General features: G+C 64.3%; 21 protein-coding genes. 12 read left to right on the top strand and 9 right to left on the bottom strand.

The annotated features are described in order from the left end of the window. The first annotated feature begins 112 nt into the window (after positions 1–112). Both KYC_RS26195 and KYC_RS26190 read left to right on the top strand, forming a co-directional pair. A complete protein-coding gene (locus tag KYC_RS26195) occupies positions 113–1,417 on the top strand; it encodes an MFS transporter (RefSeq protein ID WP_043519316.1) in 1,305 nt (434 codons plus the stop codon). 169 nt (positions 1,418–1,586) lie between these two features. Then, positions 1,587–2,588: a cytochrome-c peroxidase gene (locus tag KYC_RS26190; protein ID WP_008168223.1), complete on the top strand. Its 1,002-nt coding sequence runs from the start codon at positions 1,587–1,589 to the stop codon at positions 2,586–2,588. A gap of 34 nt (positions 2,589–2,622) precedes the next feature. Here the strand turns inward: KYC_RS26190 and queF are convergent, their stop codons facing one another. Beyond that, positions 2,623–3,447, bottom strand: a complete 825-nt coding sequence (gene queF / locus KYC_RS26185) for an NADPH-dependent 7-cyano-7-deazaguanine reductase QueF (RefSeq protein WP_008168221.1) — start codon at positions 3,445–3,447, stop codon at positions 2,623–2,625. A 323-nt stretch (positions 3,448–3,770) separates the two neighbouring features. Between queF and aceA the strand changes: the two genes are divergently transcribed. Then, entirely contained in the window at positions 3,771–5,090 is a 1,320-nt protein-coding gene (gene aceA / locus KYC_RS26180) for an isocitrate lyase (RefSeq protein WP_008168219.1), read from the top strand. A gap of 169 nt (positions 5,091–5,259) precedes the next feature. Here the strand turns inward: aceA and KYC_RS26175 are convergent, their stop codons facing one another. Then, complete coding sequence (locus KYC_RS26175; RefSeq protein ID WP_008168217.1) at positions 5,260–6,324, bottom strand: NAD(P)-dependent alcohol dehydrogenase; 1,065 nt, start codon at positions 6,322–6,324, stop codon at positions 5,260–5,262. Between the two features lie 104 nt (positions 6,325–6,428). Here KYC_RS26175 and KYC_RS26170 point away from each other — a divergent pair, with 104 nt between their 5' ends. Further along, on the top strand, positions 6,429–7,313 hold the full coding sequence (locus KYC_RS26170; protein WP_008168213.1) for a LysR family transcriptional regulator: 885 nt from the start codon (positions 6,429–6,431) through the stop codon (positions 7,311–7,313). A gap of 157 nt (positions 7,314–7,470) precedes the next feature. Here the strand turns inward: KYC_RS26170 and KYC_RS30005 are convergent, their stop codons facing one another. The 7 genes from KYC_RS30005 to KYC_RS26140 all read right to left on the bottom strand — a co-directional run bounded on the left by KYC_RS30005 (position 7,471) and on the right by KYC_RS26140 (position 16,477). Next, entirely contained in the window at positions 7,471–8,016 is a 546-nt protein-coding gene (locus tag KYC_RS30005) for a DUF6708 domain-containing protein (RefSeq protein ID WP_008168211.1), read from the bottom strand. Between the two features lie 649 nt (positions 8,017–8,665). Further along, the gene (locus KYC_RS30105) at positions 8,666–9,274 is read right to left on the bottom strand and encodes a DUF6708 domain-containing protein (protein WP_337999281.1); all 609 of its coding nucleotides are present in this window, start codon (positions 9,272–9,274) and stop codon (positions 8,666–8,668) included. Between the two features lie 161 nt (positions 9,275–9,435). Next, complete coding sequence (locus KYC_RS29570) at positions 9,436–10,191, bottom strand: hypothetical protein (RefSeq protein WP_139026544.1); 756 nt, start codon at positions 10,189–10,191, stop codon at positions 9,436–9,438. Positions 10,192–10,243: 52 nt separating this feature from the next. Further along, a complete protein-coding gene (locus KYC_RS26155) occupies positions 10,244–12,652 on the bottom strand; it encodes a T6SS effector BTH_I2691 family protein (RefSeq protein ID WP_139026543.1) in 2,409 nt (802 codons plus the stop codon). Positions 12,653–13,191: 539 nt separating this feature from the next. Further along, entirely contained in the window at positions 13,192–14,622 is a 1,431-nt protein-coding gene (gene bioD, locus KYC_RS26150) for a dethiobiotin synthase (RefSeq protein WP_008168206.1), read from the bottom strand. Further along, on the bottom strand, positions 14,619–15,287 hold the full coding sequence (locus KYC_RS26145) for an alpha/beta fold hydrolase (protein ID WP_008168205.1): 669 nt from the start codon (positions 15,285–15,287) through the stop codon (positions 14,619–14,621). The genes bioD and KYC_RS26145 overlap by 4 nt, the downstream gene beginning before the upstream one ends. Continuing rightward, entirely contained in the window at positions 15,284–16,477 is a 1,194-nt protein-coding gene (locus KYC_RS26140) for an aminotransferase class I/II-fold pyridoxal phosphate-dependent enzyme (RefSeq protein ID WP_008168204.1), read from the bottom strand. Before KYC_RS26140 ends, KYC_RS26145 begins: the two co-directional genes overlap by 4 nt. A 181-nt stretch (positions 16,478–16,658) precedes the next feature. Between KYC_RS26140 and KYC_RS26135 the strand changes: the two genes are divergently transcribed. From KYC_RS26135 to ccoG, 8 genes are all read left to right on the top strand, one after another. Beyond that, complete coding sequence (locus KYC_RS26135; protein ID WP_008168203.1) at positions 16,659–17,927, top strand: adenosylmethionine--8-amino-7-oxononanoate transaminase; 1,269 nt, start codon at positions 16,659–16,661, stop codon at positions 17,925–17,927. Positions 17,928–18,033: 106 nt separating this feature from the next. Then, positions 18,034–19,008 carry a P-type ATPase actuator domain-containing protein gene (locus KYC_RS26130; protein ID WP_008168202.1) on the top strand — a complete coding sequence of 325 codons (975 nt, stop codon included), beginning with the start codon at positions 18,034–18,036 and terminating at the stop codon, positions 19,006–19,008. Then, a complete protein-coding gene (ccoS, locus tag KYC_RS29125; protein ID WP_008168192.1) occupies positions 19,005–19,166 on the top strand; it encodes a cbb3-type cytochrome oxidase assembly protein CcoS in 162 nt (53 codons plus the stop codon). Before KYC_RS26130 ends, ccoS begins: the two co-directional genes overlap by 4 nt. Before the next feature lie 173 nt (positions 19,167–19,339). Then, on the top strand, positions 19,340–20,827 hold the full coding sequence (gene ccoN, locus KYC_RS26120; protein ID WP_008168189.1) for a cytochrome-c oxidase, cbb3-type subunit I: 1,488 nt from the start codon (positions 19,340–19,342) through the stop codon (positions 20,825–20,827). 10 nt (positions 20,828–20,837) lie between these two features. Next, complete coding sequence (ccoO, locus tag KYC_RS26115; RefSeq protein ID WP_008168188.1) at positions 20,838–21,566, top strand: cytochrome-c oxidase, cbb3-type subunit II; 729 nt, start codon at positions 20,838–20,840, stop codon at positions 21,564–21,566. Between the two features lie 2 nt (positions 21,567–21,568). Then, positions 21,569–21,745 (top strand): cbb3-type cytochrome oxidase subunit 3, encoded by a 177-nt coding sequence (locus tag KYC_RS26110; protein ID WP_008168186.1) that lies wholly within the window; start codon positions 21,569–21,571, stop codon positions 21,743–21,745. Beyond that, the gene (gene ccoP / locus KYC_RS26105; RefSeq protein ID WP_008168184.1) at positions 21,742–22,704 is read left to right on the top strand and encodes a cytochrome-c oxidase, cbb3-type subunit III; all 963 of its coding nucleotides are present in this window, start codon (positions 21,742–21,744) and stop codon (positions 22,702–22,704) included. Before KYC_RS26110 ends, ccoP begins: the two co-directional genes overlap by 4 nt. A gap of 75 nt (positions 22,705–22,779) precedes the next feature. Beyond that, positions 22,780–24,270: a cytochrome c oxidase accessory protein CcoG gene (gene ccoG, locus KYC_RS26100; RefSeq protein WP_008168182.1), complete on the top strand. Its 1,491-nt coding sequence runs from the start codon at positions 22,780–22,782 to the stop codon at positions 24,268–24,270. The last annotated feature ends 145 nt before the right edge of the window (positions 24,271–24,415 follow it).

The following is a 24,415-nucleotide window of genomic DNA, read 5'->3' as shown; positions in this document are numbered from 1 at the left end:
CCTACGCGCCGCAATCGCCGCGAACACGACGCCCGGGCGGATGCCCGGACCGTCGCCGGAGACAACCCGCGAGCCGCCCCGTGCGGACGCAATCCGCCGCTGCCTGCGGCCTATGGCAATGAACACCGCAACCGCTGCAAACCCCATGATTTCCGACGCCGACATCCGCCGGCGCGACTGGAAGATCATCCTGCTCATCGGCGTGGCGCACGCGTCGTCCCACTTCTTCCAGTTGGTCCTGCCGTCGCTGTACGGCGCGCTGGGTCTGGAGTTCGGGCTGGATTTCGCGCGGCTGGGCCTGCTGGTGTCCACCTTCTACGTGGTGTCGGGCATCGGCCAGGCCTCGTCGGGCTTCGTGGTCGACCGGATCGGCGCGCGCCCGGTGCTGTGGTTCGGGCTGGGCTGCTTCGTCCTGTCCGGGGTGCTCATCGGATCGGCGACGGGCTACGCCATGCTGATGGCCGCGGCAATCGTGGGCGGCATCGGCAATTCGGTGTTTCACCCGGCGGACTACTCCATCATCAACCATCGCATCACCGCCCCGCGCCTGGGCCATGCGTTCTCGACGCATGGGCTGACCGGCAATCTGGGCTGGGCGCTCACGCCCGTGTTCATCACGTCCATCACGCTGCTGGCCAACTGGCGCGTGGCCGCCTACAGCGCGGCAGCCCTGGTGGCGCTGGTGCTGCTGCTGACGGTATTGGGCCGCGACCTGCTCGGCGGTCCGTCCCCGATAGAGGCGCGCGGTGACGCCAAGGATGCTTCCAAGCCCGCGGCCCAGCCGCAGGAAGGCGTGCTGGCCACCCTGGTGGCACTGCTGGCCAAGCCGGCGCTGTGGGGTGCGTTCCTGTTCTTTGCCTGCACCTCTATCGCGCTGTCGTCGGTGCAGAACTACACGATTCCGCTCCTGGGCCAGCTGTATGACCTGTCCAAGGTCACCGCCAGCTCGGCGCTGTCGGGCTACATGGTGGCCTCGGCCGTGGGTATGGCCGCCGGCGGTTTCCTGGTGTCGGCCAATCCGCGCACCGAGCGCACCGTGATGGTGGCGCTGATCCTGGCGGGGCTGACGCTGGTGGTGCTGGCCCTGGGCCTGGTGCCCGCCGTGCTGGCCGCGCCCGTGGTGGCCCTGGCCGGTTTCTGCTCCGGCGTGGCCGCGCCGTCGCGCGACATGCTGATCCGCCGCGTTACCCCCAAGGGGTCCACCGGCTCGGTCTATGGCCTGGTGTATTCGGGCATGGACGTGGGCTCGGCCCTGGGGCCGCTGGCCTTCGGCCTGCTGCTGGACGCCGGCTTGCGCCAGGGCCCGTGGGTTGGGGCGGGCGTGGCGTTCACCGCGGCGGCCTTCCTGGCGCAATGGATCGCCGTGCAGGCCCGCCGCGCCGAGCCAGCTCCCGCGGCAGCGTCGGTCCGGCCCTGACCAGGACCTGCTTATCCCGGCCCGCGCGCGGGTTTTTCCTTGAGCGCCGTCAATCTTCCGGTTTGACGCGATAGGGCGGCTTGTGCGGCTTGACGCCCCGCAAGGCCGCCGGAATGGGGCTTCGCTGTAATAACCATGAAGTTACACGGGTTATTCACAGGAGAAGCAAATGAGAAAGCAAAGCACGCTGCTGGCCATCGGGATCGTACTGAGCCTGTGGGCCGGGCAGGCCTGGAGCACCGCGCAAGAGCCGATACAGCCGGTCGAGCCGGCCATCGTCAAGGATCCGGCCAAGGTCGAACTGGGCAAGAAGCTCTTTTTCGATCCGCGCCTGTCGCGCTCGGGCGCGATCTCCTGCAATTCCTGTCATAACCTGGCCATGGGCGGGTCCGACAACCTGAAGGCCTCCATCGGCCACAAGTGGCAGCAGGGCGGCATCAACTCGCCCACCGTGCTCAATTCCAGCCTGAACATCGCCCAGTTCTGGGACGGCCGCGCCAAAGACCTGCGCGAACAGGCGGGCGGCCCCATCGAAAATCCGATGGAAATGGCCTCTACGCACGAGCTGGCCGTACAGGTGCTGAACTCCATCCCGGGCTACCGCGCCGAATTCAAGCAGGTGTTCGGCAAGGACAGCATCACGATCGGCGAGGTAACCAGCGCGCTGGCGGCGTTCGAGGAAACACTGGTCACGCCGAATTCGCGCTTCGACCAATGGCTCAAGGGCGACAAGAAGGCGCTGACCGTGCGCGAACTGGGCGGCTATGAACTCTTCAAGAACAGCGGCTGCGTGGCCTGCCACAACGGCGTGGCCGTGGGCGGCAATTCGTTCCAGAAGATGGGGCTGGTGACGCCCTACGTGACCGAGAACAAGGCCGAAGGGCGGGCAGCCGTCACCGGCAAGGACGCCGACCGCTTCAACTTCAAGGTGCCGACCCTGCGCAACGTGGCGCTGACCTATCCCTACTTCCACGACGGCGAGGCTGCCACGCTGACGCAGGCGGTAGATGTGATGGGCCGGCTGCAACTGGGCCGCACCTTCACGCCGGACGAAAACGCGCAGATCGTGGCGTTCCTGAAGACGCTAACGGGCGACCAGCCGGTCATTCAGTACCCGGTGCTGCCGCCGTCGGAAGACGACACGCCCAGGCCTGAACCCTTCGTGAAGTAAGACAAAGCGGCCGCCTCTGGGGCGGCCGCTTCCATTATTGGCGGACGGTGCGCATGTCCGCGGGCGGCGCGGATTCGAAGTTGCTGCGCCACGGATTGATGTCCAGCCCGCCGCGGCGCGTATAGCGCGCGTAGACCGTCAGCTTTTCGGGACCGCAGGCCTGCATGATGTCGCTAAAGATGCGCTCGACGCAGTGCTCGTGGAACTCCGCGTGCTGGCGGAACGACACCACATAGCGCAGCAGCGATTCGCGGTCTATCGGCGCGCCGCGATAGCGGATCTGCACCGTGGCCCAATCGGGCTGGCCCGTCACGGGGCAGTTTGATTTCAACAGGCGCGACGCCAGCGTCTCTTCGACTACGTCGCCCGGCCGGGTGCGCAGCAGCTCGGGCGCCGGCTCGTAGGTATTGATCTCGATATCCAGCTTGTCGATATAGATGCCGTCGAGTTCGCCCATCTGCAATTCCGAAAAGCGCTGCGGCAGATAGAAATCCAGGCCGACCGGCGCGCCCGCGGCTGCGCTCAGGTCGCGCTCCAGGCGGCCGCGCAAGGCGGCGGAGTTGACCAGGCGGGTCTGGTTGAACGAATTCAGATAAAGCTTGAACGACTTGGACTCGATGATGTTCGGGCTGTCGGCCGGCACCGAGAACGTGGCCATGGCCACCCGGGGCTTGCCCTTGGCGTCCAGCCACGACAGTTCGTAGGCGTTCCACAGGTCCACGCCCGTGAAGGGCAGGTTGTCCGCGTGCAGGTTCAGCGCCGCTCGGTTGTGCGAGCGCGCGATGGGAAAGAGCAGCGAGGGGTCGTATTGCGAGGCATACGCCACGCTCTGGCCGAGCGGGCCGTGGGACAGGGTCATAGCTGAGTCATTCAAAACGGGGTGGATGCCGGCATTGTAGGCGCTGGCAAAGGGGGCAAATTTCCACACTGTGAAATGTAACCCTCGTCATGTGAAAGTGCCTGTTGCGCAGCAATGCGAGGCCATTTCACAGACGATAATGTCGTTTCATTATACGAAATCTGTTTTATAAGGTGTTGATTTTTATGAATAAGATTTTTCGTCTTATATAAGACATGCCAGCACATTGCTCCGCAGCAGAGGCATAGACTTTCTCCAACGATTCACGCAACGCAAGACGCGAATCTTTTGAAGTTCTCTTATCACTGACCAGGAGCATCACAATGAGCACTCGCGAAACCGAAATCCGTAATCTGCAGAAGGACTGGGCGGAAAACACCCGCTGGCAGGGCATCAAGCGCGACTACAGCGCCGAGGACGTCATCCGCCTGCGCGGCTCGATCGGCGTCGAACACACGCTGGCCCGCCGCGGCGCCACCCGGCTGTGGGAGCTCCTGCATAGCGAGCCTTTCGTGAATTCGCTGGGCGCCCTGACCGGCAACCAGGCCATGCAGCAGGTCAAGGCCGGCCTGAAGGCCATCTACCTGTCCGGCTGGCAGGTCGCGGGCGACGCCAACCTGGCCGGCGAGATGTACCCCGACCAATCGCTGTACCCCGCCAATTCGGTGCCGCAAGTGGTCCGCCGCATCAACAACTCGCTGACCCGCTGCGACCAAATCCAGTGGATGGAAGGCAAGAACCCCGGCGACGAAGGCTACATCGACTTCTTCGCGCCCATCGTGGCGGACGCCGAAGCCGGTTTCGGCGGCGTGCTCAACGCCTATGAACTGATGAAGGCCATGATCGAGGCTGGCGCCTCGGGCGTGCACTTCGAAGACCAGCTCGCCTCCGTGAAGAAGTGCGGCCACATGGGCGGCAAGGTGCTGGTCCCCACCCGCGAGGCCGTGGCCAAGCTGGTGTCGGCCCGCCTGGCGGCCGACACGATGGGCACGCCCACCGTGCTGCTGGCGCGTACCGACGCCGACGCCGCCGACCTGGTGACCAGCGACGTCGACGAAAACGACCGTCCCTTCATCACCGGCGAACGCACGGTGGAAGGCTTCTTCCGCACCCGCGCCGGCATCGACCAGGCCATCTCGCGCGGCTTGGCCTATGCGCCCTATGCCGACCTGATCTGGTGCGAGACCTCCACGCCCAACCTGGAATACGCCCGCAAGTTCGCGGACGCCATCCATCGCCAGTTCCCGGGCAAGCTGCTGGCCTATAACTGCTCGCCGTCCTTCAACTGGAAGAAGAACCTGGACGACGGCACCATCGCCAAGTTCCAGCGCGAGCTGGGCGCCATGGGCTACAAGTTCCAGTTCATCACGCTGGCCGGCTTCCATGCGCTGAACTACGGCATGTTCGAACTGGCTCACGGCTACGCCCGCCGCCAGATGAGCGCCTTCGTGGAACTGCAGCAGAAGGAATTCGCCGCTGCCGAACTGGGTTTCACCGCCGTGAAGCACCAGCGCGAAGTGGGCACGGGCTACTTCGACGCCGTGACCCAGACGATCGAAGGCGGCAAGTCGTCGACCACCGCGCTGACCGGCTCGACCGAAGAGGCGCAGTTCGAACACGGCAAGGTGCAGAAGGTCGCGTAAGGAAAGCCCCCGGTGTCTGACACCCTGGTGGCAACACGTCGGCATGACGGTTGTCTCTGGGGGGTGTCAGACACCGGGCGCGGAAAGATTTTGCAGTTGTAGTCGCAGGTGCTGTTGTAGGGTGGATTCGGGGTGCCTGCGGGCACCCTTTTTTTCAGCCCTGCCGAAACTACGCCGCGGCCCGCTCTTCGCCCAGCGACGCCATGTCGATCACGAAGCGGTACTTCACGTCGTTCTTGATCAGGCGTTCGTAGGCTTCGTTGACCGATTGGATCGGCACGATTTCCACATCGCTGACGATGCCGTGCTCTGCGCAGAAGTCCATCATTTCCTGCGTTTCGGCCATACCGCCGATGGCCGAGCCGGCCAGGGACTTGCGGCCCATGATCAGGTTGGCGCCGGGGATCGGGTCCAGCGGCGTCAGCGCGCCCACCAGGGCCATGGTGCCGTCCAGCGCCAGCAGCGCCATGTAGGGATTCACGTCATGGCTGACGGGCACGGTGTTCAGCAGGAAGTCGAAGGTGCCGGCGTGGGCCGCCATCGCGTCGGCGTCGCGCGACACCAGCACGTCGTCGGCGCCCAGGCGCCTGGCGTCGCGGGCCTTGTCGGCGGACGTGGTGATCATCACCACATGCGCGCCCATGGCGTGCGCGAACTTGACGCCCATGTGGCCCAGGCCGCCCAGGCCGATGACGCCGACCTTCTTGCCGGGGCCGACCTTCCAATGGCGCAGCGGCGAATACGTGGTGATGCCGGCGCACAGCAGCGGCGCCACGGCCTTCAGGTCCAGCTTGTCGGATACCTTCACGGCAAAGTGTTCCTGCACCACGATGCGGTCGGAGTAGCCGCCGAAGGTGAGCTGGTCGCTGCCGCGTTCCTTGTCGTTATAGGTCAGCGTGGCGTTTTCCTCGCAGTACTGCTCCAGGTTCAGGCGGCAGGCCTTGCAGTGGCGGCAGGAATCGACCATGCAGCCGACGCCGGCGTAGTCGCCCACCTTGAACTTGCCGACATTCTTGCCCACCTGTGCAACGCGGCCGATGATTTCGTGGCCCGGCACCATGGGATACATGGAATTGCCCCAGTCGCCGCGCGCCTGGTGCAGGTCGGAGTGACAGATGCCGCTGTAGAGGATGTCGATCAGCACATCGTCGTCGCCGGGTTCGCGGCGGGTGAAGCTAAAGGGGACGAGGGGAGTGTCGGAACTGTGGGCGGCGTAGCCTCGGGCTTGGATCATGACGGCCTCTGATTGGGTTTATTGAGCAGGTGTTCACAATAATCCTGGAGAGATTGGCGCTTCAAGCTAGAATTTCGGCATGATTTATTGAAGTTTTTTTCATAATGCTGCCCGACAACCTGTCCCATCTTGCCGCCTTCTCGGCCGTCGCCCGACTTGGAAGCTTCCGCAAGGCCGGCGAAGAACTGAGCCTGTCGACCTCGGCGGTCAGCTACGCGATCCGCAACCTGGAAGAGCGGCTGGGCGTGAACCTGTTCAACCGCACCACCCGCAGCGTGGCGCTGACCGACGCCGGCCAGCGTCTGGCCGAGCGGCTGCAGCCCGTGCTGCACGAGCTGGGCGACGCGCTCGAAGAAATGAACCATTTCCGCGGCGCGGCATCCGGCACGCTGCGCATCAACACGTCGCGCGCCGCGTCGTATCTGTTGCTGATGCCCATGGCGGCGCGGTTCCTGGCGGCCTATCCGGACATCCGCCTGGAGATCGCCGAGGACGACAGCTTCGTCGATATCGTCGGATCGGGCTTCGACGCAGGCGTGCGGCTTCTGGAGGCCGTGCCCGAGGACATGGTGGCGGTGCCTATCGGCCCGCCGCTGCGCTCCGTGGTGGTGGCCTCGCCCGCCTACCTGCAGGGGCGCGAGCCGCCGCGGCATCCCACGGACCTGATGCGGCACGAATGCGTCCGCTACCGCTTTCCCAGCGGCCGTTTCTACAAGTGGGAATTCGAGAAGGACGGCGTGGCGCTCGAAATCGACGTGCCGGGCCGCATCGCCCTGAGCGACGTGCACGCCGAAGTGCGGGCGGCGACGGACGGAATTGGCATCGGCTGCGTGCCGGAGACTTATGTGGCCGAGTTGCTGGAATCGGGCCGGCTGGTGCGGATGCTGGAGGACTGGTGTCCGACGATTCCCGGCTTCATGCTGTATTACCCGCGGCAGCGGCGCGTGTCGTCCGCGCTGCGGGCGTTTATCGACATGGCCCGGCAGTGAGCCCGGCGGTCTTTCACGGCCGGGCGCCTTCCAGCAAGGCCTGGTGTGCGAGACTCCTCGCATAACGAGATGCAAGTGCACCATCTCCAAGCAATCAGATCCCCAAAATACGCCTCGCAGCTGATTTAACCGATTTCGTATTCGGGGAAAGCATGACCTACGGTGCAGTCCGTGATTCACGGTCCATATCGGCGGGCCATTGAACCTTGGGCGCCAGGCGCAGTGCGACGTTGTACCAAGGCACGTCGTTGTGATTGCGCGGTATCCCGGGAGGCGGCAGTGCCTTCGGGCCATTTTGCATATAGGTACAGATATAGGCCCAAGCGAACTCGTCGGCGTCCATCGTGCTGAGCGGGAAGCGGTCGATGACCTTGTTGGTGCCTGGCTCGACTATCGACAACACCACGCCCCACTTGAAAATAATTCCGCCGTTTGGCAACACCCCTCGCTTTGACCAACGTTCTGCACGGACTTGCGACCAGTCATAGGCCACGGTGGCGACGGTCCAACTCTCGAATGGATTCCACAACCTGTAATTGAAGTTGTACGCGTACATGCGCTGGCGAGCGCGATTAAACCTTAGCGGGAGATCGCGAGGCGGAGAAATGTCCACTTTGATCAAAAATGCCGCCCCCCACAGGAAAACTAATGTGCTAATAATGCCTGCGGTGAAGATGACGGACAAATCTCTAAGGTCAAACATTGACAATGGTCCGATCGTTATGACAATGGGATATGATGCCAAAAATAGCCCCGCCCAAAAAAATATCCCTCTTGCCCGTGAATTGGGTCGACATACCTCTAGATAGTTGTCGTCCATGTGGTTGGGACTGTTGTCCCACAACGATGCAGGAACAGTGGGAGGGGAAGTCGGCTCGGGCAGATCCGAAACCCATCCCGAGCAGGGCGGATAGAGTTTTGGTCTTTTCACCATGATCCACCTTTCTCATCGGTGTCGATCTTATCCTCTCGCAGTAGAAGGCGAGCGCATCCTGAAACATCGTTCGTGTCAGGCCAGTAATAGACTTCGAGTTCTACTGCATGAATGCCGTTTGTCATATGCAAAGCGATGGCGCCGTTGATGACCATAGTTCCTGAAGTTTCATCTACAGAGACAGTCGGCATCGTCGTTTTTGGAAAGTAATCAATCTTTCTGGGATCTTCCGGCGGACTAGCTATTGCTGGCGGACTGCCGCTTTGGCCTGAGGCGAGCGGCCAGATAAGGATCTGGCCGCAAGTCCTTGGTAACGATGATCGTCCTGATGGGGCGGATGGGGCTTGTCGAAATCGTTCCAGCTCAGGTGGCCATGGCGACTGAAATCCAGTACCGCCATCCCCATCAGGGGTGAGCCTCACGGTGCAGTCCGAGATTCACGGTCCATATCCGCCGGCCATTGAACCTTGGGCGCCAGGCGCAGTGCGATGTTGTACCAAGGCACGTCGTTGTGATTGCGCGGGATCCCGGGAGGCGGAAGTGCCTTCGGGCCATTTTGCATATAGGTGCAGATATAGGCCCAAGCGAACTCATCGGCGTCCATCGTGCTGAGCGGGAAGCGGTCGATGACCTTGTTGGTGCCTGGCTCGACTATCGACAACACCACGCCCCATTTGAAAATAATGCCGCCGTTTGGCAACACCCCGCGCTTTGACCAACGTTCGGCGCGGACTTGCGACCAGTCATAGGCCACAGGGGCGACGGTCCAACGCTCGAATGGATTCCACCATCTGTAATTGAAGTTGTACGCGTAAATGCGCTGACGGACACGATTGAATCTTATTGGCAAGTCGCGTGGCGGGCATATATTGCTTTTCAACAAGAAAAATAAAGCACAAAAGCTTAGTGAAAACCCAAGAGCCCCAAGAAGAAACGATTGATAGACGTATGGCTCATCGCGATCCGGCCATAATATTTGAAAAGAAAGGAATAAACATACAGCGAGTATCGGCGCAAACCCCAACATCAAAGTCCTAGCCAATGACGAAGGTCGTGATATCTCTAGGTAGTTCCCATCCATGTGGTTGGGATTGTTATCCCACAACGATGCAGGCACAGTGGGTGGGGAGGTCGGCTCGGGCAGATCCGAAACCCATCCCGAGCAGGGCGGGCAGAGTTTGGGCCTCTTCACCATGATCCACCTTTCTCATTGGTGTCGATCTTATCCTCTCGCAGTAGAAGACGGGCGCATCCTGAAACATCATTCTTGTCAGGCCAGAAATAGACTTCCAGGTCCATCGCGTGAATGCTATTGATCATGTGCAGAGCGATGGCGCCATTGACAATGAGCGACTTCGAGGTTTCATCCGTAAAGACACTCGGCATTGTCGTTTTTGGAAAATAATCAACTCTCTTGGGGTCTTCAGGCGGATTAGTAGTCGCTGGCGGACTGCCGCTTTGGCCTGAGGCGAGAACTTGACCATTCGCTTCATTTGGGCGATAGACTTTTAGACGCCACTCATAACGCGATGCAATTGCGTCGTATCCAGGAAGGGAAATCTTATAGACAATATAGCTTGTAGCCGGAATCGAACTCCCATCCCAGACTAAAAATCCCTTCTGGGTATCAAGCGTATCCCCATATTTATCGAATCGAGTTTCGACCGCGAGTTCAGCGATCATTCCCAGCACTGCAGCATTCAGAGCCCCCACTGCTATGTCGAAGTCCGATTCGGCGACCCACTGCCTATGCTTAGCCAAAATGCCCCAACGACTGCGGCGGGCCCAGAGTTCAAGGGCAGAAGATTCATTTTTTTTCGCCCAAGTCGCCAGTGCAAAAGCCGCTAGACCTAGAACTATTGCGACACCGATTGGACCCAATAACGTGGAACTTATTGCCAAGGTGCCACTGCCACCCGCGACGGCCGAGATGATCGAGAGCACCCCAGCTGTAACATATCCATCTCGTGCTATAGAGTCTCCATGTACTGCGGCCCTATTGGCAGAGAAAAAATACTGAGTTCCGTCGGCTACTCCGGCAATAGCGGAGACTGCCCCCCCCATACTGGGCAACACGAGTACCTAGACTCACAGTCGTCATCCGTCCTGCGACCTGAATCTCAACCTTTGAATTTGGACGCAGAATCTGTATGCCGGCTCCGGCAATTTCTACGCTCGCACCCATTACGCCAATGGATGACGACCACACCGCAGCCAACGCCTCGGCGCTACCGCTGCCTGGCGTATTCAGTGACGTCGCATAGTTCCTGCGCAGACTATCCTGCTGAAACCATAGGCTTCCGAGCGCAAGCAGCAGTTCACCGCCCGCGGGCGCGGCGGAGATCGCGGCATTGCGCATCCGTTGCATGGCTCCTCTGGCGAGCGCGCGCGCGTCTTCTACGTTGATCGCAAGGTTCTGCGCCATTTGAGCAGCGCCGCTATGGAGCGTCGCCGCACCGATGCTGACGGTGCGTACTGCCTCTGATATTCCTTCACCGGCGGAGGCGCGCAGCTTCTCCAGCCTTTCCTGCAGTGCCTCAGCACTTTCAAGCGACCAGATCATCACGTCGACCATCTTGCCGTGGTTGCTCGAGACCGCAACGGTGATGGCGCCGCTTAAAACCTTCGCGCGGATCTTGCGTTCAGCGGGTTTGCGAAACTTTTGATCGAGTTGAGCGATGAACTGGTCAGTGCGCTCTTGCAGGACTTCGTTGAGTAAGGCCAGGTATTCGCCGAGCTTCAGCGAGACGATGACCTGGGTTACATGCTGGCCGGCATAGCGCAATAAGGCTGCGCTATGCACGTGGCCCACTAGCGTTTGTGTTTGCGTCGAGATCTGTTGCCCGAGGGCGTTGCTGGCATTGGCCGCTGCGGCCAGGAGCTGTCCAATGGCCTGCTTGACGGGAGACACCATAAGATCCTTGCCTTCCTCGGTGCCTGTAATGCTCTTGATGGTGTCGTACACCTTGCCCAGTTGATTGCCCGCCAGGGCCGTCTGTAGCTGCTCCAGCAATAATCTGTCTTTTGACAGCAAAGCCTGATAGAGCAGGCTCTTTCGATCTTCCAGCAGGCTTTTCCAGAGCCGCTGCGTTGTGCCCAGCTTTTCCTTGTCTATCTGGATGACATCGGTAGGACCGCCAAAGAGGCAGAGGGCCAGCATGCGAATGAAATCTTCCACCGAGCGCCAGGAAGTAGCGCTGTAGTCGTATTCGGCGGCAAGCTGGAAGGGCGCGGCCAGGTATTCCCTGACATACAGTTCCGCGACCCCGTCAACGGTCTTTTGCCTAATCTCCTGCTCTGCCAGGTAAGCCTTTTCGAAGGAGGCGCGCGCCGCCTCGTCGTAACGCGCCTCGAGGCGTTCGTGAGCGTCGGCCTGCTTGGATTTGGCTCTGCGCTGGGTGTCGGCCTCGATATCCAAAGGCGGAAAGGTCACCTTGTCGCCCATGAGGCTGTTGTTATGCCGGCGACGGTACGCATCTTCGGCCTTCGCCTCGTCCGCTGCTTCCGCAGCGGCCCAAGCGGTTTGCAGCTCTTTAATGCCGAGCAGCGCCTGAGATGTAAAGAGCTCGAACCGTCGCTGAGGTTCCGAGCGCCATTCCTGCATGGCTCGAAACCTGCCGACGCGTTGCGCATTGCATTCCTGCACAAAGCCTATCGGATCGGGCAGCACCAGCGCCAGTACGCCATTCGGCAGCTTTTCACGCTGCACCAGGGTACGGATATGGCCTTCCAGCGCATCTAGCCGATGATTTCGAGTGTAGAACCCGTGCACGCTGATAAAGTCGCCCGCATTGACCTCTGCGTACTCGAGTACTTGATGCACCCCGAGTTGCGCTTCCGTCATCGCAATCCCGACGCTTGCAGGATCGTTCCGTGCGGCTTTCAGGTCGAGTTTTTGGAAGCGGGCTTCCAGCGTAGTTCCATCATCCGCAGTGCCGCGCAGGTACTGGTCAAGAACCGTCTTGGGCCATGGATCATTGGCGATGGCAATCCATGCAGTCGAGTACCTGTCCACGTCGATATTGATGAACGACGACGCCACGTCGTGGTTGGCGTCGACACACCACTGGCTCAGCGGGCTAGGCTCGTCTCTAGGCGGTTGGAAAGGACGGAACTGGCGTAATGCGCCTTCAGGCGTGACCTGATAGGCCTGCCATTCCTTTTTATCCAGCAGCACGTAGAGGTAGCCACTGCGAAGAACGCGGGGCTGGTCCTGCCGCATCGGCACAGACTCCAGGTCTGAGCCTGGCGAAGCGCGCCGCTTATGGGTCGATCCAGGCTCCGGTGCGTACGCCGCGCGTAGCGGGAGTATGGGAAAGCCCGTTCGCTCGCAAGCGTTGCAGGATCCAGTCGGATTAGGGACGGCGTGATTGATGGTCTGATCGACGACGGTACTGATATTCATGAGTAGTTTTCTGCTCGAGGCAAGGCGGCGGCTATGCGCTTCCAGTTGGCGTCGTCATAGGTTGCGAAGCGATCTCGCAAGGACTCAATGCCATTGGCTGCGTCACGAATGTCCCGTTGAATATCCGGGTGCTTTATCAAGTGCGGATGAATGCACACCCGATGCCTACTCAGGAGCAAGACCCTTGGTGCGAAGCTGAATCGACTGGCCCGTGGGGCGGATTGGGAAGGAATGGCGTGCTCCAGGCAGCGACAGGCCGCCTCCGCCGAATCCGGGCGAGTAGTCAGCCTGTTAAGGGCCGTCCTTTGAGATCAGGTAAGAGTGCAATGGACGCGCATGAACAAAGCACTTGATCTTGCTTATCCGCCTGACTTCTGTATATGGGACAAGTCTTGATATCTGTGGAGATTGATTAGACAGATCTGAAAGACCTTGGGCTGACCACATCGCTTGCATGCAGGAGTGCCCATCGCCTTAGCCGGGCGCCTGGGAGAAATGGCAAGAAGGCAGTGGCCGCAACATGCCCGGCCTGCCTGCGCCTAATCCGCCTCGGCCGCCGCGCCGTCCAGCGCCGCCAGGCATTCCGCCAGCGGCGGTATACCTCGCGCCAAGGCGTCCACCGCCGCGGCATCCACCCTGGGCAGGGGGGCGATCTCGGCCAGCACGCGCACGCAGCCGAAGCGTTCGATGGCCTCCTTGTTGCCTGCCGACGGTGGTCCGCTCATGACCACGCCAAGGATCGGGATGCCGCGCCGTTTTAGCGCCTCCAGGCTGAGCAGGGTGTGGTTGATGGTGCCCAGCCCGCTGCGCGCCGCCAGCACCACCGGCATGCCCAGCCGCGCGATCAGGTCGATCATCATGTGCGTGTCGTCGATGGGCACGTACAGGCCGCCGGCCCCTTCCACGATCAGCGGGGCCCGCGTCGCGGGCGGGACGATGCTGGTGGCGTCCACCACGGTGTCTTCCAGCGTGGCGGCCGCCCAGGGCGACAGCGGCGCCTGCAGCACGTAGGCGGGCAGGTGCAGCCGTTCCGGGGGCAATTGGGCCAGTTGTGCCACGGTGTCGGTGTCCCCGGGTTCCTCGGCCACGCCGGTCTGCACAGGCTTCCAGTAATCGGCGCCCCAGGCGCGCGCCAGGATGGCCGACACCAGGGTCTTGCCGATGCCGGTGTCGGTGCCGGTCACGAAAACGCCATTGGGTCGTTGCATGCTCTTTTTCCACATACCGTAGGCCAGGTGATACGTCACCGTGGCCCCTTGTTCGTCAAATGCCGCCAGCACGCGGCGCAGACCGGCCGCGCCCAGCGGCGGGCGCCCGGGCGCGGGCGTGGTGGCGCCGATGCCCTTGAGGCTCCGCAGGAAATGCAGGCCGTCAGGATGATTTTGTATCAGCCGCTCGCCGCGCACGCCACCCATCAGATCGGCCATGGCCGGACGGATGGCCCGCACGGGCGGATAAGGTGGCGTGCCGGCCGCCAGCCCGGCGGCGCGATGCGCTTCGCGCCATTCGTCGAAGGTGTCCGTCGCCAGCGTCGCCACTGCCAGATGGCCGCCCGGCGCCAGCAGCCCGGCCAGCCGGGCCAGCCCGGCGTTCAGGTCGGAAAACCATTGGACTGCAAGGCTGGAGCAGATCAGGTCGTAGCCGCCATCGAGCCCGTCCGGGTGTTCGCCGTCGAGCAACCGATAGCGGGCGAGGCCGGGCAGGGAGGCGCCGCGCTCGGCCGCGGCCAGCATGGCGGGGGAGATATCGGTCACAGTCCAGTCGGCCGGCCCTAGGCGGCGGGCCAGGGCCTGCGTCAGCAGACCGGTGCCGCAGCCGATCTCCAGGATCCGGGGGTGGGGCGGCAAAGGCAACAGGGCGATGTCGCCGGCAAGCCGCTCGGCCGCGATGCGCTGGATGGCTGCGTGATCTTCGTAGCGGGCGGCGGCGGCGCCAAAGCGCGCGCCGATCCGGGTGTTGCGGGCGGTCATGCGTTGCGTGCCAGATTGTCGGCGAAGCCGCGGATATGGCTGGCGCACCAGGCAGTGTCGGTGACGGGCAGCAGATGTCCGCCTTGTTCCCGCCAATGCGTTGCCTCGCCAGGCCGGCCGGCGAAGGCGGCCCGTGTCATCGCGGCGGGAACGATGGAGTCTGCTTCCCCTGCCAGCCGCAGCAGCGGCACGGGCAGTGCGGCCAGGGCGGCGCGCTGGTCTTCGTCGCGCAGCGCTTCCAGGTCCTGCGCGAGCGTCGCAACCTGGGGCTCGCCGAATGCCGATCCGTCGCCGCAGCGCTGGCGGAAATCCTGCACCACGACGCGTGGCGAGTCGGCCAGGCGCTTGAGCATGCGGTCCAGCATGCGCGCGGGTACGCCCTCGGCGTAGTCGGACGCCGCGCCGAACCGGGGAAAGCCGTTGATCGACACCAGGCCCGCGCAGCCGGCCGGCAGTTCCCGCAACAGGCGCAGCACGCCCATCGAATGACCGATGGCGATGACCGGGCCCGCCACGTCGGGATGCCGGGCGGGTCCGAAATAGCCGGCGTCGAAGACGGCTTGCGGCCAATCGGCCAGTTCGGCGCGCAGCGGCGTCCAGAACGTGGCGTCGAAGGCCCAGCCGTGGACGAACAGCAGCGTGGGGGTGGAAACGCGGGCCGTCATGCCAGCACCGCGGCGAAGCCGTCGATCAGTTGCGATACGTCGGCATCGCGGTGCGCCGCGCTGAGCGCGATGCGCAGCCGGCTGGTGCCGGCGGGTACGGTGGGCGGCCGGATCGCCACGGCCAGCAGGCCGCGCCGCTCCAGTGCCGCGGCGATCGCCAGGGCGCGGGCCTCGTCGCCTACGATGGCCGGGACGATCTGGGTGGACGACGCGCCGGTGTCCAGCCCCAGGCCTTGCAGCGCGCCGCGTAGCCGCTCGCCGCTTGCGGCCAGCCGGGCGCGTTCGGCGTCCAGGGTGGGCGCCAGATCCAGCGCCGCGTCCATGGCGCCCAGCACGGCGGGCGGCAGCGCGGTGGTGTAGATGAAGCCAGAGCAGGCGTTCACCAGGAAATCGCACATTGCCCGCGACCCGGCGACATAGGCGCCGAATCCCCCCAGCGCCTTGCTGAAGGTGCCCATGGCCAGGTCGATCCGGCCGGGAGCCAGCCCGGCCAGGCCCATGCCGCCCGGACCCAGCACGCCGGTGGCGTGCGCTTCGTCCAGGTAGACGAAGGCGCCGTGCCGGTCCGCCAGGTCGGCCAGCCGGACCACGTCGGTCCGGTCGCCGTCCATGCTGAACACGCTTTCCGTGATGATGAATCGCGAAACCGGCCGGCCGTCGGCGCGCGGAGTCGCCGTCCGGTCGTCCAGCAGGCGTTCCAGATGGTCCAGGTCGTTGTGGCGGAAGCGGATCTGCCGCACGCCCGCCGCCTGGCACCCATGATGCAGGCTGGCATGGTTGAGCTTGTCGGCGTAGACCTCCACCTCGCCTTGGCCTGCGGCCGCGCGCAGCAGGGCGGGCAGCACGGCCGCGTTGGCCTGCCAGCCGGACGCCAGCACCAGGGCGGCTTCTGTGCCCTTCAGCCGGGCCAGCTTGGCCTCGACCTGCTCGTGTAGGTCCAGGTTGCCGCAGACCAGGCGCGAGGCCTGGGCGCCCGCGCCGTGGCGGGCGGTCCATTCGCGCGCCCGCTCGACCAGCAGCGGATGGCGCGACAGTCCCAGGTAATCGTTGCTGGAGAAATTCAGGACGGGGGCCCCGTTCAGCACGATGCGTCCGGGCGGGGCGGAGGAGGCGGTGCGCAGGCGGCGGCGCGCGCGGCGCGTTTCGGCCTGCGCCAACTCAGAGGAAAAAAGCGAATCCAGCTTAGACATCAAGAAATCCGGCAGCGGCCCGGAACCTGCCGGCCGCTGGCGGCGGCAGGCCGCGGCGCGGGGGGCGTTGGCGCCAGGCCGTAGAATGCGGGCCATTGTAGTGGAGGCGCGCAAGCCCCTGCCGGCGGCCAGGAATGGCGCGCGGCGGGCGCCGCGCCGCCGGTTTTTCTAGAGGTGAATCATGCACGCGCCCGACTGGATGGCCCAGGGCCAACCCCATATCTGGCTTCCCTATGCCCAGATGAAGACGGCCACGCCGCCGTTGCCCGTGGTCCGCAGCCACGGCAGCCGGCTGGAACTGGCCGACGGCCGCAGCTTGATCGACGGCGTGGCGTCCTGGTGGACCGCCTGCCACGGCTATAACCATCCACATATCGCCCAGGCCGTGCGCGCGCAGCTCGACGCCATGCCGCACGTGATGTTCGGCGGGCTTACCCACGAACCGGCGCTGACGCTGGCCCGCCGGCTGGCCGGGCTGCTGGGGCCGGGCCTGGACCGCGTCTTTTATACGGACTCCGGCTCGGTGGCGGTGGAAGTCGCCATGAAGATGGCGCTGCAGTTCTGGCTGAACCAGGGCGAACGGGGCCGCAGCCGGTTCCTGGCCTTTCGGGGCGGCTACCACGGCGACACCTTTGGCACCATGGCGGTCTGCGATCCGGAAGAGGGCATGCACAGCCTGTTCAACGGCATGCTGGCCGGACACGACATCGTCGGCCTGCCGCGCGACGAGGCCTCTCTGGCCGAACTTGACGCCTGGCTGGAGGCCCGCGCGCCGCAACTGGCGGGCATCCTGGTCGAGCCGCTGGCGCAGGGCGCCGGCGGCATGCTGCTGCACGACCCGGAAGTCCTGCGCCGGCTGCGGCGCCTGGCGGACAAGCACGGCCTGCTGCTGATCTTCGACGAGATCTTCACCGGGTTCGGGCGCACTGGCACCCTGTTCGCCTTCGAGCAGGCCGGTATCCGGCCCGACATCATCACCCTGTCCAAAGCGCTAACCGGCGGCACGCTGCCGCTGGCCGCCACGGTGGCCAGCGACCGGGTGTTCCAGGCGTTCTGGTCCGACGACCCCGCCCACGCGCTGATGCACGGCCCCACCTTCATGGGCAATGCGCTGGCCTGCGCCGCGGCCAACGCCTCGCTCGACCTGTTCCAGACCGAGCCCCGGCTGGCGCAGGCGCAGGCCATCTCGGCCGCGCTGGCGGCCGGGCTGGAACCTTGCCGGGAACTGCCCTGGGTGCGCGACGTGCGCGTGCTCGGCGCGATCGGCGTGGTCGAACTGGACGGCATTGCCGACCGCGAGGCGCTGAAGCGGCGCCTGATCGAGGCGGGCGTCTGGGTCCGCCCCTTCGGCAACGTGGTCTACCTGACGCCCGCGCTGACGATTTCGGACGAGGACCTGGCCGTTTTGACCGGCGCCGTGGCCAGCGTGCTGCGCGCGCAGCGCCCCTGAGGCCCGCTGCCGCCGCGCTGGCTGGTTCACGTTGCGGCGGCAAATCGCAAAAGACGCCTTGATTCAGATCAAGGCGTCCCGGCGGGGGGCTGATTACCATCGCCGCATGCGAGCCAAATCCATATTCGCCGTTCCGGCCAGCCTGCCCGATGCCGACCGCCAGCAACGCCGTCACGCGCTGGTGCGCCTGTCGCTGGCCTGGCTGGCGATGATGCAGGTCATGATGTTCGCGTGGCCCGGCTACCTGCGCCACGAAGGCATGCCCGCCGACGCGCTGGAAACCCTGGACTGGGCCATCGTCCTGATGAACTGGGCCAGCTTCGCCCTGACCATCCCCGTGGTGCTGTACTCGGCCTGGCCCATCTGGCGCCATGCCGGCGACAACCTGCGCCACGGCCGCGCCGGCATGGACGTGCCGGTGGCGCTGGGCATCGTGGCCGCCTTCATCCCCAGCGTGCACGCCACCTACACCGGCCGGGGCGAAGTCTATTTCGATTCGGTCACGATGTTCGTGGCCTTCCTGCTGACCGCGCGCTACCTGGAACTGTGCGCCCGCCAATCCTATGGCGGCGCCGCTGGCGGCCGCCGCCATGCCCGCGTCGAAGACCTGCGCCTGCTGCTGGGCGCCCGCGCCGACCGCCTGGCGTCCCGCTTCGTCATGATCCAGGTCGCGCTGGCGCTGGCCGCCGCCGCCGGCTGGGCCTACATCGACCCCGCCCACAGCATTCCCGTCATGGTGGCGCTGCTGGTCATGAGCTGTCCGTGCGCCATGTCGATGGCGGTGCCCACGGCCATGGCGTCCGCGCATTCCGCCCTGGCCGCCCATCCCGACATGCCGGATGCCGCGCTGGACGCGCTGCTCGACGAAGCGCGGCGCAAGGCGCGCCAGAACTTGTACGGCTCGCTGGTCTGGCACCTGCTGATGACGCCGCTGGCCCTGGTCGGCTGGGTCACGCCCTGGCTGGCCGCGATCACCATGCTGGTGTCGTCGCTGGCGGTCGCCTACAACTCGTGGCGGCTATGCCGCCGCGACTGGTCGGACGAACTGTCGTCCGGCGGCGCGGTCGGAGCCGCGCCATGACGATCCTGTATCTGCTCCTGCCGCTGTCGCTGCTGTTCGTGTTGGTTATCGGCGTGTCGCTGTGGTGGGCCGTCTTCAACGGCCAGTACGACGACACCGACAACGCCGGCATGGCCATCCTGCGCGACGACGACAGCGGCGCCGCAAGCCGCCGCTGAGCGCTGCGCGAGTCCCGGCGCGGCGGCTGCACGCGGCCAAATACCCCTGATAGCGTTGCGGTTTTGCCGCGATCCCCAAGCCGACGATGCCCTGTTGATCCAAATCAACGCCGTCTCGTGTGACTAGTCCCATCATCGAGGCCTGTAGTTTTTGTTACTTTGGGGGAAGGGTGATGAACGATTGCGCCGCAATCGCAAGCAAGGCCGATACCTTCAACTACAAGGTCGTGAGGCAGTTCGCCATCATGACGGTAGTCTGGGGAATCGTCGGCATGGCTGTGGGCGTTTTTCTCGCCGCGCAGCTGATTTGGCCTCAGTTGAACTTTGACACCGCATGGCTCAGCTACGGCCGCCTGCGTCCGCTGCACACCAACGCGGTGATTTTCGCGTTCGGCGGCAGCGCACTGTTCGCCACGTCGTACTACGTTGTCCAGCGCACCTGTCAGGCGCGCCTGTTTTGCGGCCCGCTGGCCGCGTTCACGTTCTGGGGCTGGCAGATCGTCATCGTCGCCGCCGCCATCACCTTGCCGATGGGCTTCACCAGCAGCAAGGAATACGCGGAACTGGAATGGCCCATCGACATCCTGATCACGCTGGTCTGGGTCGCGTACGCCATCGTGTTCTTCGGCACGATCATCAAGCGCCGCTCCAAGCACATCTACGTGGCCAACTGGTTCTTCGGCTCGTACATCCTCACCATCGCCATCCTGCACATCTTCAATAACATCGAGATGCCGGTGACGCTGTGGAAGTCCTACTCCGCATACGCGGGCGTGCAGGACGCCATGGTGCAGTGGTGGTACGGCCACAATGCCGTGGGCTTCTTCCTGACCACCAGCTTCCTGGGCATGATGTACTACTTCGTGCCCAAGCAGGCCGGCCGTCCCATCTACTCGTACCGCCTGTCCATCGTCCACTTCTGGGCGCTGGCCTTCACGTACATGTGGGCGGGTCCGCACCATCTGCTGTACACGTCGCTGCCCGACTGGACGCAGTCGCTGGGCATGACCTTCTCGCTGATCCTGCTGGCGCCTTCCTGGGGCGGCATGATCAACGGCATCATGACCTTGCAGGGCGCCTGGCACAAGCTGCGCACCGATCCCATCCTGAAATTCATGGTCACGGCGCTGTCGTTCTACGGCATGTCCACCTTCGAAGGCTCGATGATGTCGATCCGCACGGTCAACGCGCTGTCGCACTACACGGACTGGACCATCGGCCACGTGCACTCCGGCGCGCTGGGCTGGGTCGCCATGATCTCCTTCGGCTCGCTCTACTACCTGATCCCGCGCCTCTACGGCCGCGAAAAGATGTACAGCGTCAAGGCCATCGAACTGCACTTCTGGATCGCGACCATCGGCGTGGTGCTGTACATCGCCGCCATGTGGATCGCCGGCGTGCAGCAGGGCCTGATGTGGCGCGACACCGCACCCGACGGCACCCTGGTCTACAGCTTCGTCGAAGAACTGAAGACGCGCGTCCCGTACTACCTGATCCGTTTGCTGGGTGGAACCTTGTTCTTGTGCGGCGTGTTCGTCATGGCCTGGAACGTGTGGAAGACGGTGAGCGGCGCGCAGCCGGTCAACCCCGCCATTCCGCTGGACGATCCCCATGCCGCCCGTCCGTCGGTCCCCGCGACCGCCGTGCCGGCTACCGTTTGACGAGGACATCATGGCCAACAAGAATCACGGCTTCTTTTCCCACCAGACCCTTGAGAAGAACATCGGCTGGATGATCATCGCCAGCATCCTGGTGGTGTCCTTCGCCGGCCTGGTCCAGATCATCCCGCTGTTCTTCCAGCACAGCACCACCCAGCCCGCGGCGGGCGTCGAACCCTACAGCCCGCTGCGGCTGATGGGCCGCGACGTCTACATCCGCGAAGGCTGCGTGGGCTGCCACTCGCAGCAGGTGCGGGTGCTGGCCGCCGAAGTCCAGCGCTACGGTTCGTACTCGGTCGCGTCGGAATCGGTCTTCGACCATCCCTTCCTGTGGGGTTCCAAGCGCACGGGTCCCGACCTGGCGCGCGTGGGCGAGCGCTACTCCGACGACTGGCACCGCATCCACCTGCGCGATCCGCGCAAGGTGGTGCCAGAGTCCAACATGCCTGCCTACCCGTGGCTGGAAAAAACCGTCATCACGGGCCAGAACGTAGAGCAGCGCATGCGCGCCCTGCGGATGCTGGGCGTGCCGTACACCGACGACGAAATCGCCGCCGCGCCCAAGGCCATCGAGGGCAAGACGGAAGAAGACGCGCTGGTGGCTTACCTGCAGGGCCTGGGCGTCGGCGTACGCAAGGCGCAGCAGGCCGAAGCGGCCAAGAAGGCCGAGGCCGCCAAGAAGGCGCAGCAGCCCGCCGCCCAGTCCGCCGTCCAGCCCGCGCAAGCGGCATCGGGGGGCTGACCATGCTGGGCTACCTGAGCGCGATCGTCACCGCCATCTCGATGGCAACCTTTTTCGGCATCGTCTGGTGGGCCTGCTCGCGCGGCCGCCAGGGCGCCAACCGCGAATCGGCCATGCTGCCGTTCGCACTGCCCGATGAATTCGGTCAGGCACAACAAGATGGAGCGAATCGGTCATGAGCGATTTCGTCAATGGCTTCTGGGGGTATTTCATCGCGATCGTCGCCGTAGGCGGGGTGGTCTGGTGCATCTGGCTCCTGTACACGCAGCGCCGCTGGCTCAGCGCCACGCCGGCCAGCGGCAAGGTCGAAGACACCGGTCACGTCTGGGACGGCGACCTGACCGAACTGAACAACCCGGTCCCCACCTGGTGGACGTGGATGTACCTGCTGGCCTGCGCGTTCGCGCTGGGCTACCTGTTCCTGATGCCGGGACTGGGCCAGTACAAGGGCAAGCTGGGCTATAGCAGCACCGAGGAAGTCGCGCAGCAGCAAGCCAAGATGGCCGAGGCCGTCCGTCCCATCTATGCGCGCTTCGAGACCATGTCGGTGCCGCAGATTGCGCAGGACCCGGGCGCCCGGGAAATCGGCCAGCGCCTGTTCCTGAACACCTGCGCGCAGTGCCACGGCTCGGACGCCAAGGGCGGACCCAGCTTCCCCAACCTGGCGGACGGCGACTGGCTGCACGGCGGTTCTCCGGAAACCATCATGCAAACCATCAAGGAAGGCCGCCACGGCGTGATGCCGCCCTGGAAGGACGCCATTGATCCCAAGATGGCCGGCGACATCGCGCAGTACGTGCGTTCGCTGTCGGGCCTGACGGCCGATCCGGTGCGCGTGTTCCGGGGCAAGCGCGACTTCGCCAATTTCTGCGTCGCCTGTCACGGTGTCGACGGCAAGGGCAACCAGCTCATGGGCGCGCCGAACCTGACGGACGACGTGTGGCTGTACGGCAGCTCCGAAGCGACGATCGTCAAGACGATTCTTGAAGGGCGCGACAACCGCATGCCGGCGCACGAGCACATCCTGAGCCCCGAGCAGATCAAGATCCTGACCGCCTGGGTCTGGGGTCTGTCGAACAAACCGGACGCGCAGAAGCAGGCAGCCGTGACCCCCGCCGAATCGGACGCAGCCAAGTAACGGCGTCGCGGCATGTACATGGAGGGCCGCGGCGCGGCCCTCCATATCACTGGAAATTACAGTACGGAGCAATAAATGGAAGATGGGTCAACCGCAAGCGTCGGCAATTCGCCTGGCGGTGACCCGCCGCCCTGGCGGCCGCACACGCGGCCGCCGCGTCCCGGCCAGGAGACCCTGGAACAGACGCTGGCGGGGGTGCGAAGCAAGATCTATCCGCGATCCGTCAGCGGCATCTTCGCCCGCTGGCGCATCGCGTTCGTCTTTATCACCCAGATCATTTTCTACGGCCTGCCCTGGCTGCAATGGAATGGGCGCCAGGCGGTGCTGTTCGACCTGGGCGCGCGCAAGTTCTACCTGTTCGGGCTGGTGCTGTGGCCGCAGGACGTCGTCTACCTGGCTGTCCTGCTGGTCATTTCGGCGCTGGCGCTGTTCCTGTTCACCGCGGTGGCGGGGCGCCTGTTCTGCGGCTACGCCTGTCCCCAGACCGTCTACACCGAAATCTTCATGTGGATCGAGCGCAAGGTCGAAGGCGACCGGATCGCGCGCATCCGCCTGGACGAGGCGCCCTGGAGCCTGCGCAAGGCCCGCCTGAAACTCACCAAGCATTTCCTGTGGATCGCACTGGCGTGGTGGACGGGCTCTACGTTCATCGGCTATTTCGCGCCCATCCGCGAACTCGGCCACGAACTGTTCGCGCTGCAGCTGGGGCCCTGGCAGTGGTTCTGGATGCTGTTCTACGGCTTCGCCACCTGGGGCAACGCCGGCTTCATGCGCGAGTCGGTGTGCAAGTACATGTGCCCTTACGCCCGCTTCCAGAGCGTGATGGTGGATCCGGACACCTTCGTGGTCACCTACGACAAGCGTCGCGGCGACCCGCGCGGCAGCCGGTCGCGCAAGGTCGACCACAAGGCGGCGGGCCTGGGCGACTGCGTCGATTGCAGCCTGTGCGTGCAGGTCTGCCCAACCGGCATCGACATCCGCGATGGCCTGCAGTACATGTGCATCGGCTGCGGCGCCTGCATCGACGCCTGTGAGCAGGTGATGGACAAGATGCAGTACGAGCCTGGCCTGATCCGTTACACGTCCGAACGCGCCATGCTGGACGGCCTGTCGGCCAAGAGCGCGCGGTCGCATCTGCTGCGTCCGCGCGTGCTGATCTACGGCACGCTGATTCTGCTGTTGGCGGCGGCCTTCGTGACGTCGCTGGCGATGCGCAATCCCTTGCGCGTGGACATCATCCGCGACCGGGGATCGCTGGGCCGCGAGGTCGCCGGCGGCATGATCGAAAACGTCTACCGCCTGCAGATCATCAACACGTCCGACCAGCCGATGCGCCTGCGCATGTCGGCGGACGGCATGCCCGACTTGGCGGTGCTTTGCGGCCAGCAGGCGTCCGACGTGGTTGAAGTCGAGCCCGCCGCCAACAAGCTGGTGCCCATGGTCATCCGCGCCCCGGCAGGCGCGGCGCCCGGCGCCCATCCCATCACGCTGCATGCGCGGGGAGTCGACGGCGAGAACCGCCAGGTCGAGACCGACGAAGCTGCAAGTTTTTACGTGCCCGATTAGGGCGCCGGCCAGGGGCGTTCAACGCCCCTGGCGCAACAAGGACACCGACATGAACGCCGCGCAAATCGCAGCCACTCCCGCCATCGAAGCCAAGCCCTGGTACCGCGAACCCTGGCCCTGGATTCTGATGGCCGGCCCCTTCGCA

This window comes from Achromobacter arsenitoxydans SY8 (assembly GCF_000236785.1).
Lineage (GTDB): Bacteria > Pseudomonadota > Gammaproteobacteria > Burkholderiales > Burkholderiaceae_B > Achromobacter > Achromobacter arsenitoxydans.
Note: the sequence above shows the minus strand (reverse complement) of the source record. Positions and strands in the feature narration are given on the sequence as shown.

Bases quoted from the DNA above. Each gene is read 5' to 3' on its own strand.
- ccoG (WP_008168182.1), top strand. From the start codon at position 22,780: ATGGAAGATGGGTCAACCGCAAGCGTCGGCAATTCGCCTGGCGGTGAC.
- KYC_RS26130 (WP_008168202.1), top strand. From the start codon at position 18,034: ATGCGAGCCAAATCCATATTCGCCGTTCCGGCCAGCCTGCCCGATGCC.
- ccoP (WP_008168184.1), top strand. From the start codon at position 21,742: ATGAGCGATTTCGTCAATGGCTTCTGGGGGTATTTCATCGCGATCGTC.
- KYC_RS26140 (WP_008168204.1), bottom strand. From the start codon at position 16,477: ATGTCTAAGCTGGATTCGCTTTTTTCCTCTGAGTTGGCGCAGGCCGAA.
- aceA (WP_008168219.1), top strand. From the start codon at position 3,771: ATGAGCACTCGCGAAACCGAAATCCGTAATCTGCAGAAGGACTGGGCG.
- KYC_RS26170 (WP_008168213.1), top strand. From the start codon at position 6,429: ATGCTGCCCGACAACCTGTCCCATCTTGCCGCCTTCTCGGCCGTCGCC.
- KYC_RS26135 (WP_008168203.1), top strand. From the start codon at position 16,659: ATGCACGCGCCCGACTGGATGGCCCAGGGCCAACCCCATATCTGGCTT.
- queF (WP_008168221.1), bottom strand. From the start codon at position 3,447: ATGACCCTGTCCCACGGCCCGCTCGGCCAGAGCGTGGCGTATGCCTCG.
- bioD (WP_008168206.1), bottom strand. From the start codon at position 14,622: ATGACCGCCCGCAACACCCGGATCGGCGCGCGCTTTGGCGCCGCCGCC.
- ccoS (WP_008168192.1), top strand. From the start codon at position 19,005: ATGACGATCCTGTATCTGCTCCTGCCGCTGTCGCTGCTGTTCGTGTTG.
- KYC_RS26145 (WP_008168205.1), bottom strand. From the start codon at position 15,287: ATGACGGCCCGCGTTTCCACCCCCACGCTGCTGTTCGTCCACGGCTGG.
- KYC_RS26190 (WP_008168223.1), top strand. From the start codon at position 1,587: ATGAGAAAGCAAAGCACGCTGCTGGCCATCGGGATCGTACTGAGCCTG.
- KYC_RS26155 (WP_139026543.1), bottom strand. From the start codon at position 12,652: ATGAATATCAGTACCGTCGTCGATCAGACCATCAATCACGCCGTCCCT.
- ccoO (WP_008168188.1), top strand. From the start codon at position 20,838: ATGGCCAACAAGAATCACGGCTTCTTTTCCCACCAGACCCTTGAGAAG.
- KYC_RS30005 (WP_008168211.1), bottom strand. From the start codon at position 8,016: ATGTTTGACCTTAGAGATTTGTCCGTCATCTTCACCGCAGGCATTATT.
- KYC_RS26195 (WP_043519316.1), top strand. From the start codon at position 113: ATGGCAATGAACACCGCAACCGCTGCAAACCCCATGATTTCCGACGCC.
- KYC_RS26110 (WP_008168186.1), top strand. From the start codon at position 21,569: ATGCTGGGCTACCTGAGCGCGATCGTCACCGCCATCTCGATGGCAACC.
- KYC_RS26175 (WP_008168217.1), bottom strand. From the start codon at position 6,324: ATGATCCAAGCCCGAGGCTACGCCGCCCACAGTTCCGACACTCCCCTC.
- KYC_RS30105 (WP_337999281.1), bottom strand. From the start codon at position 9,274: ATGTTGGGGTTTGCGCCGATACTCGCTGTATGTTTATTCCTTTCTTTT.
- ccoN (WP_008168189.1), top strand. From the start codon at position 19,340: ATGAACGATTGCGCCGCAATCGCAAGCAAGGCCGATACCTTCAACTAC.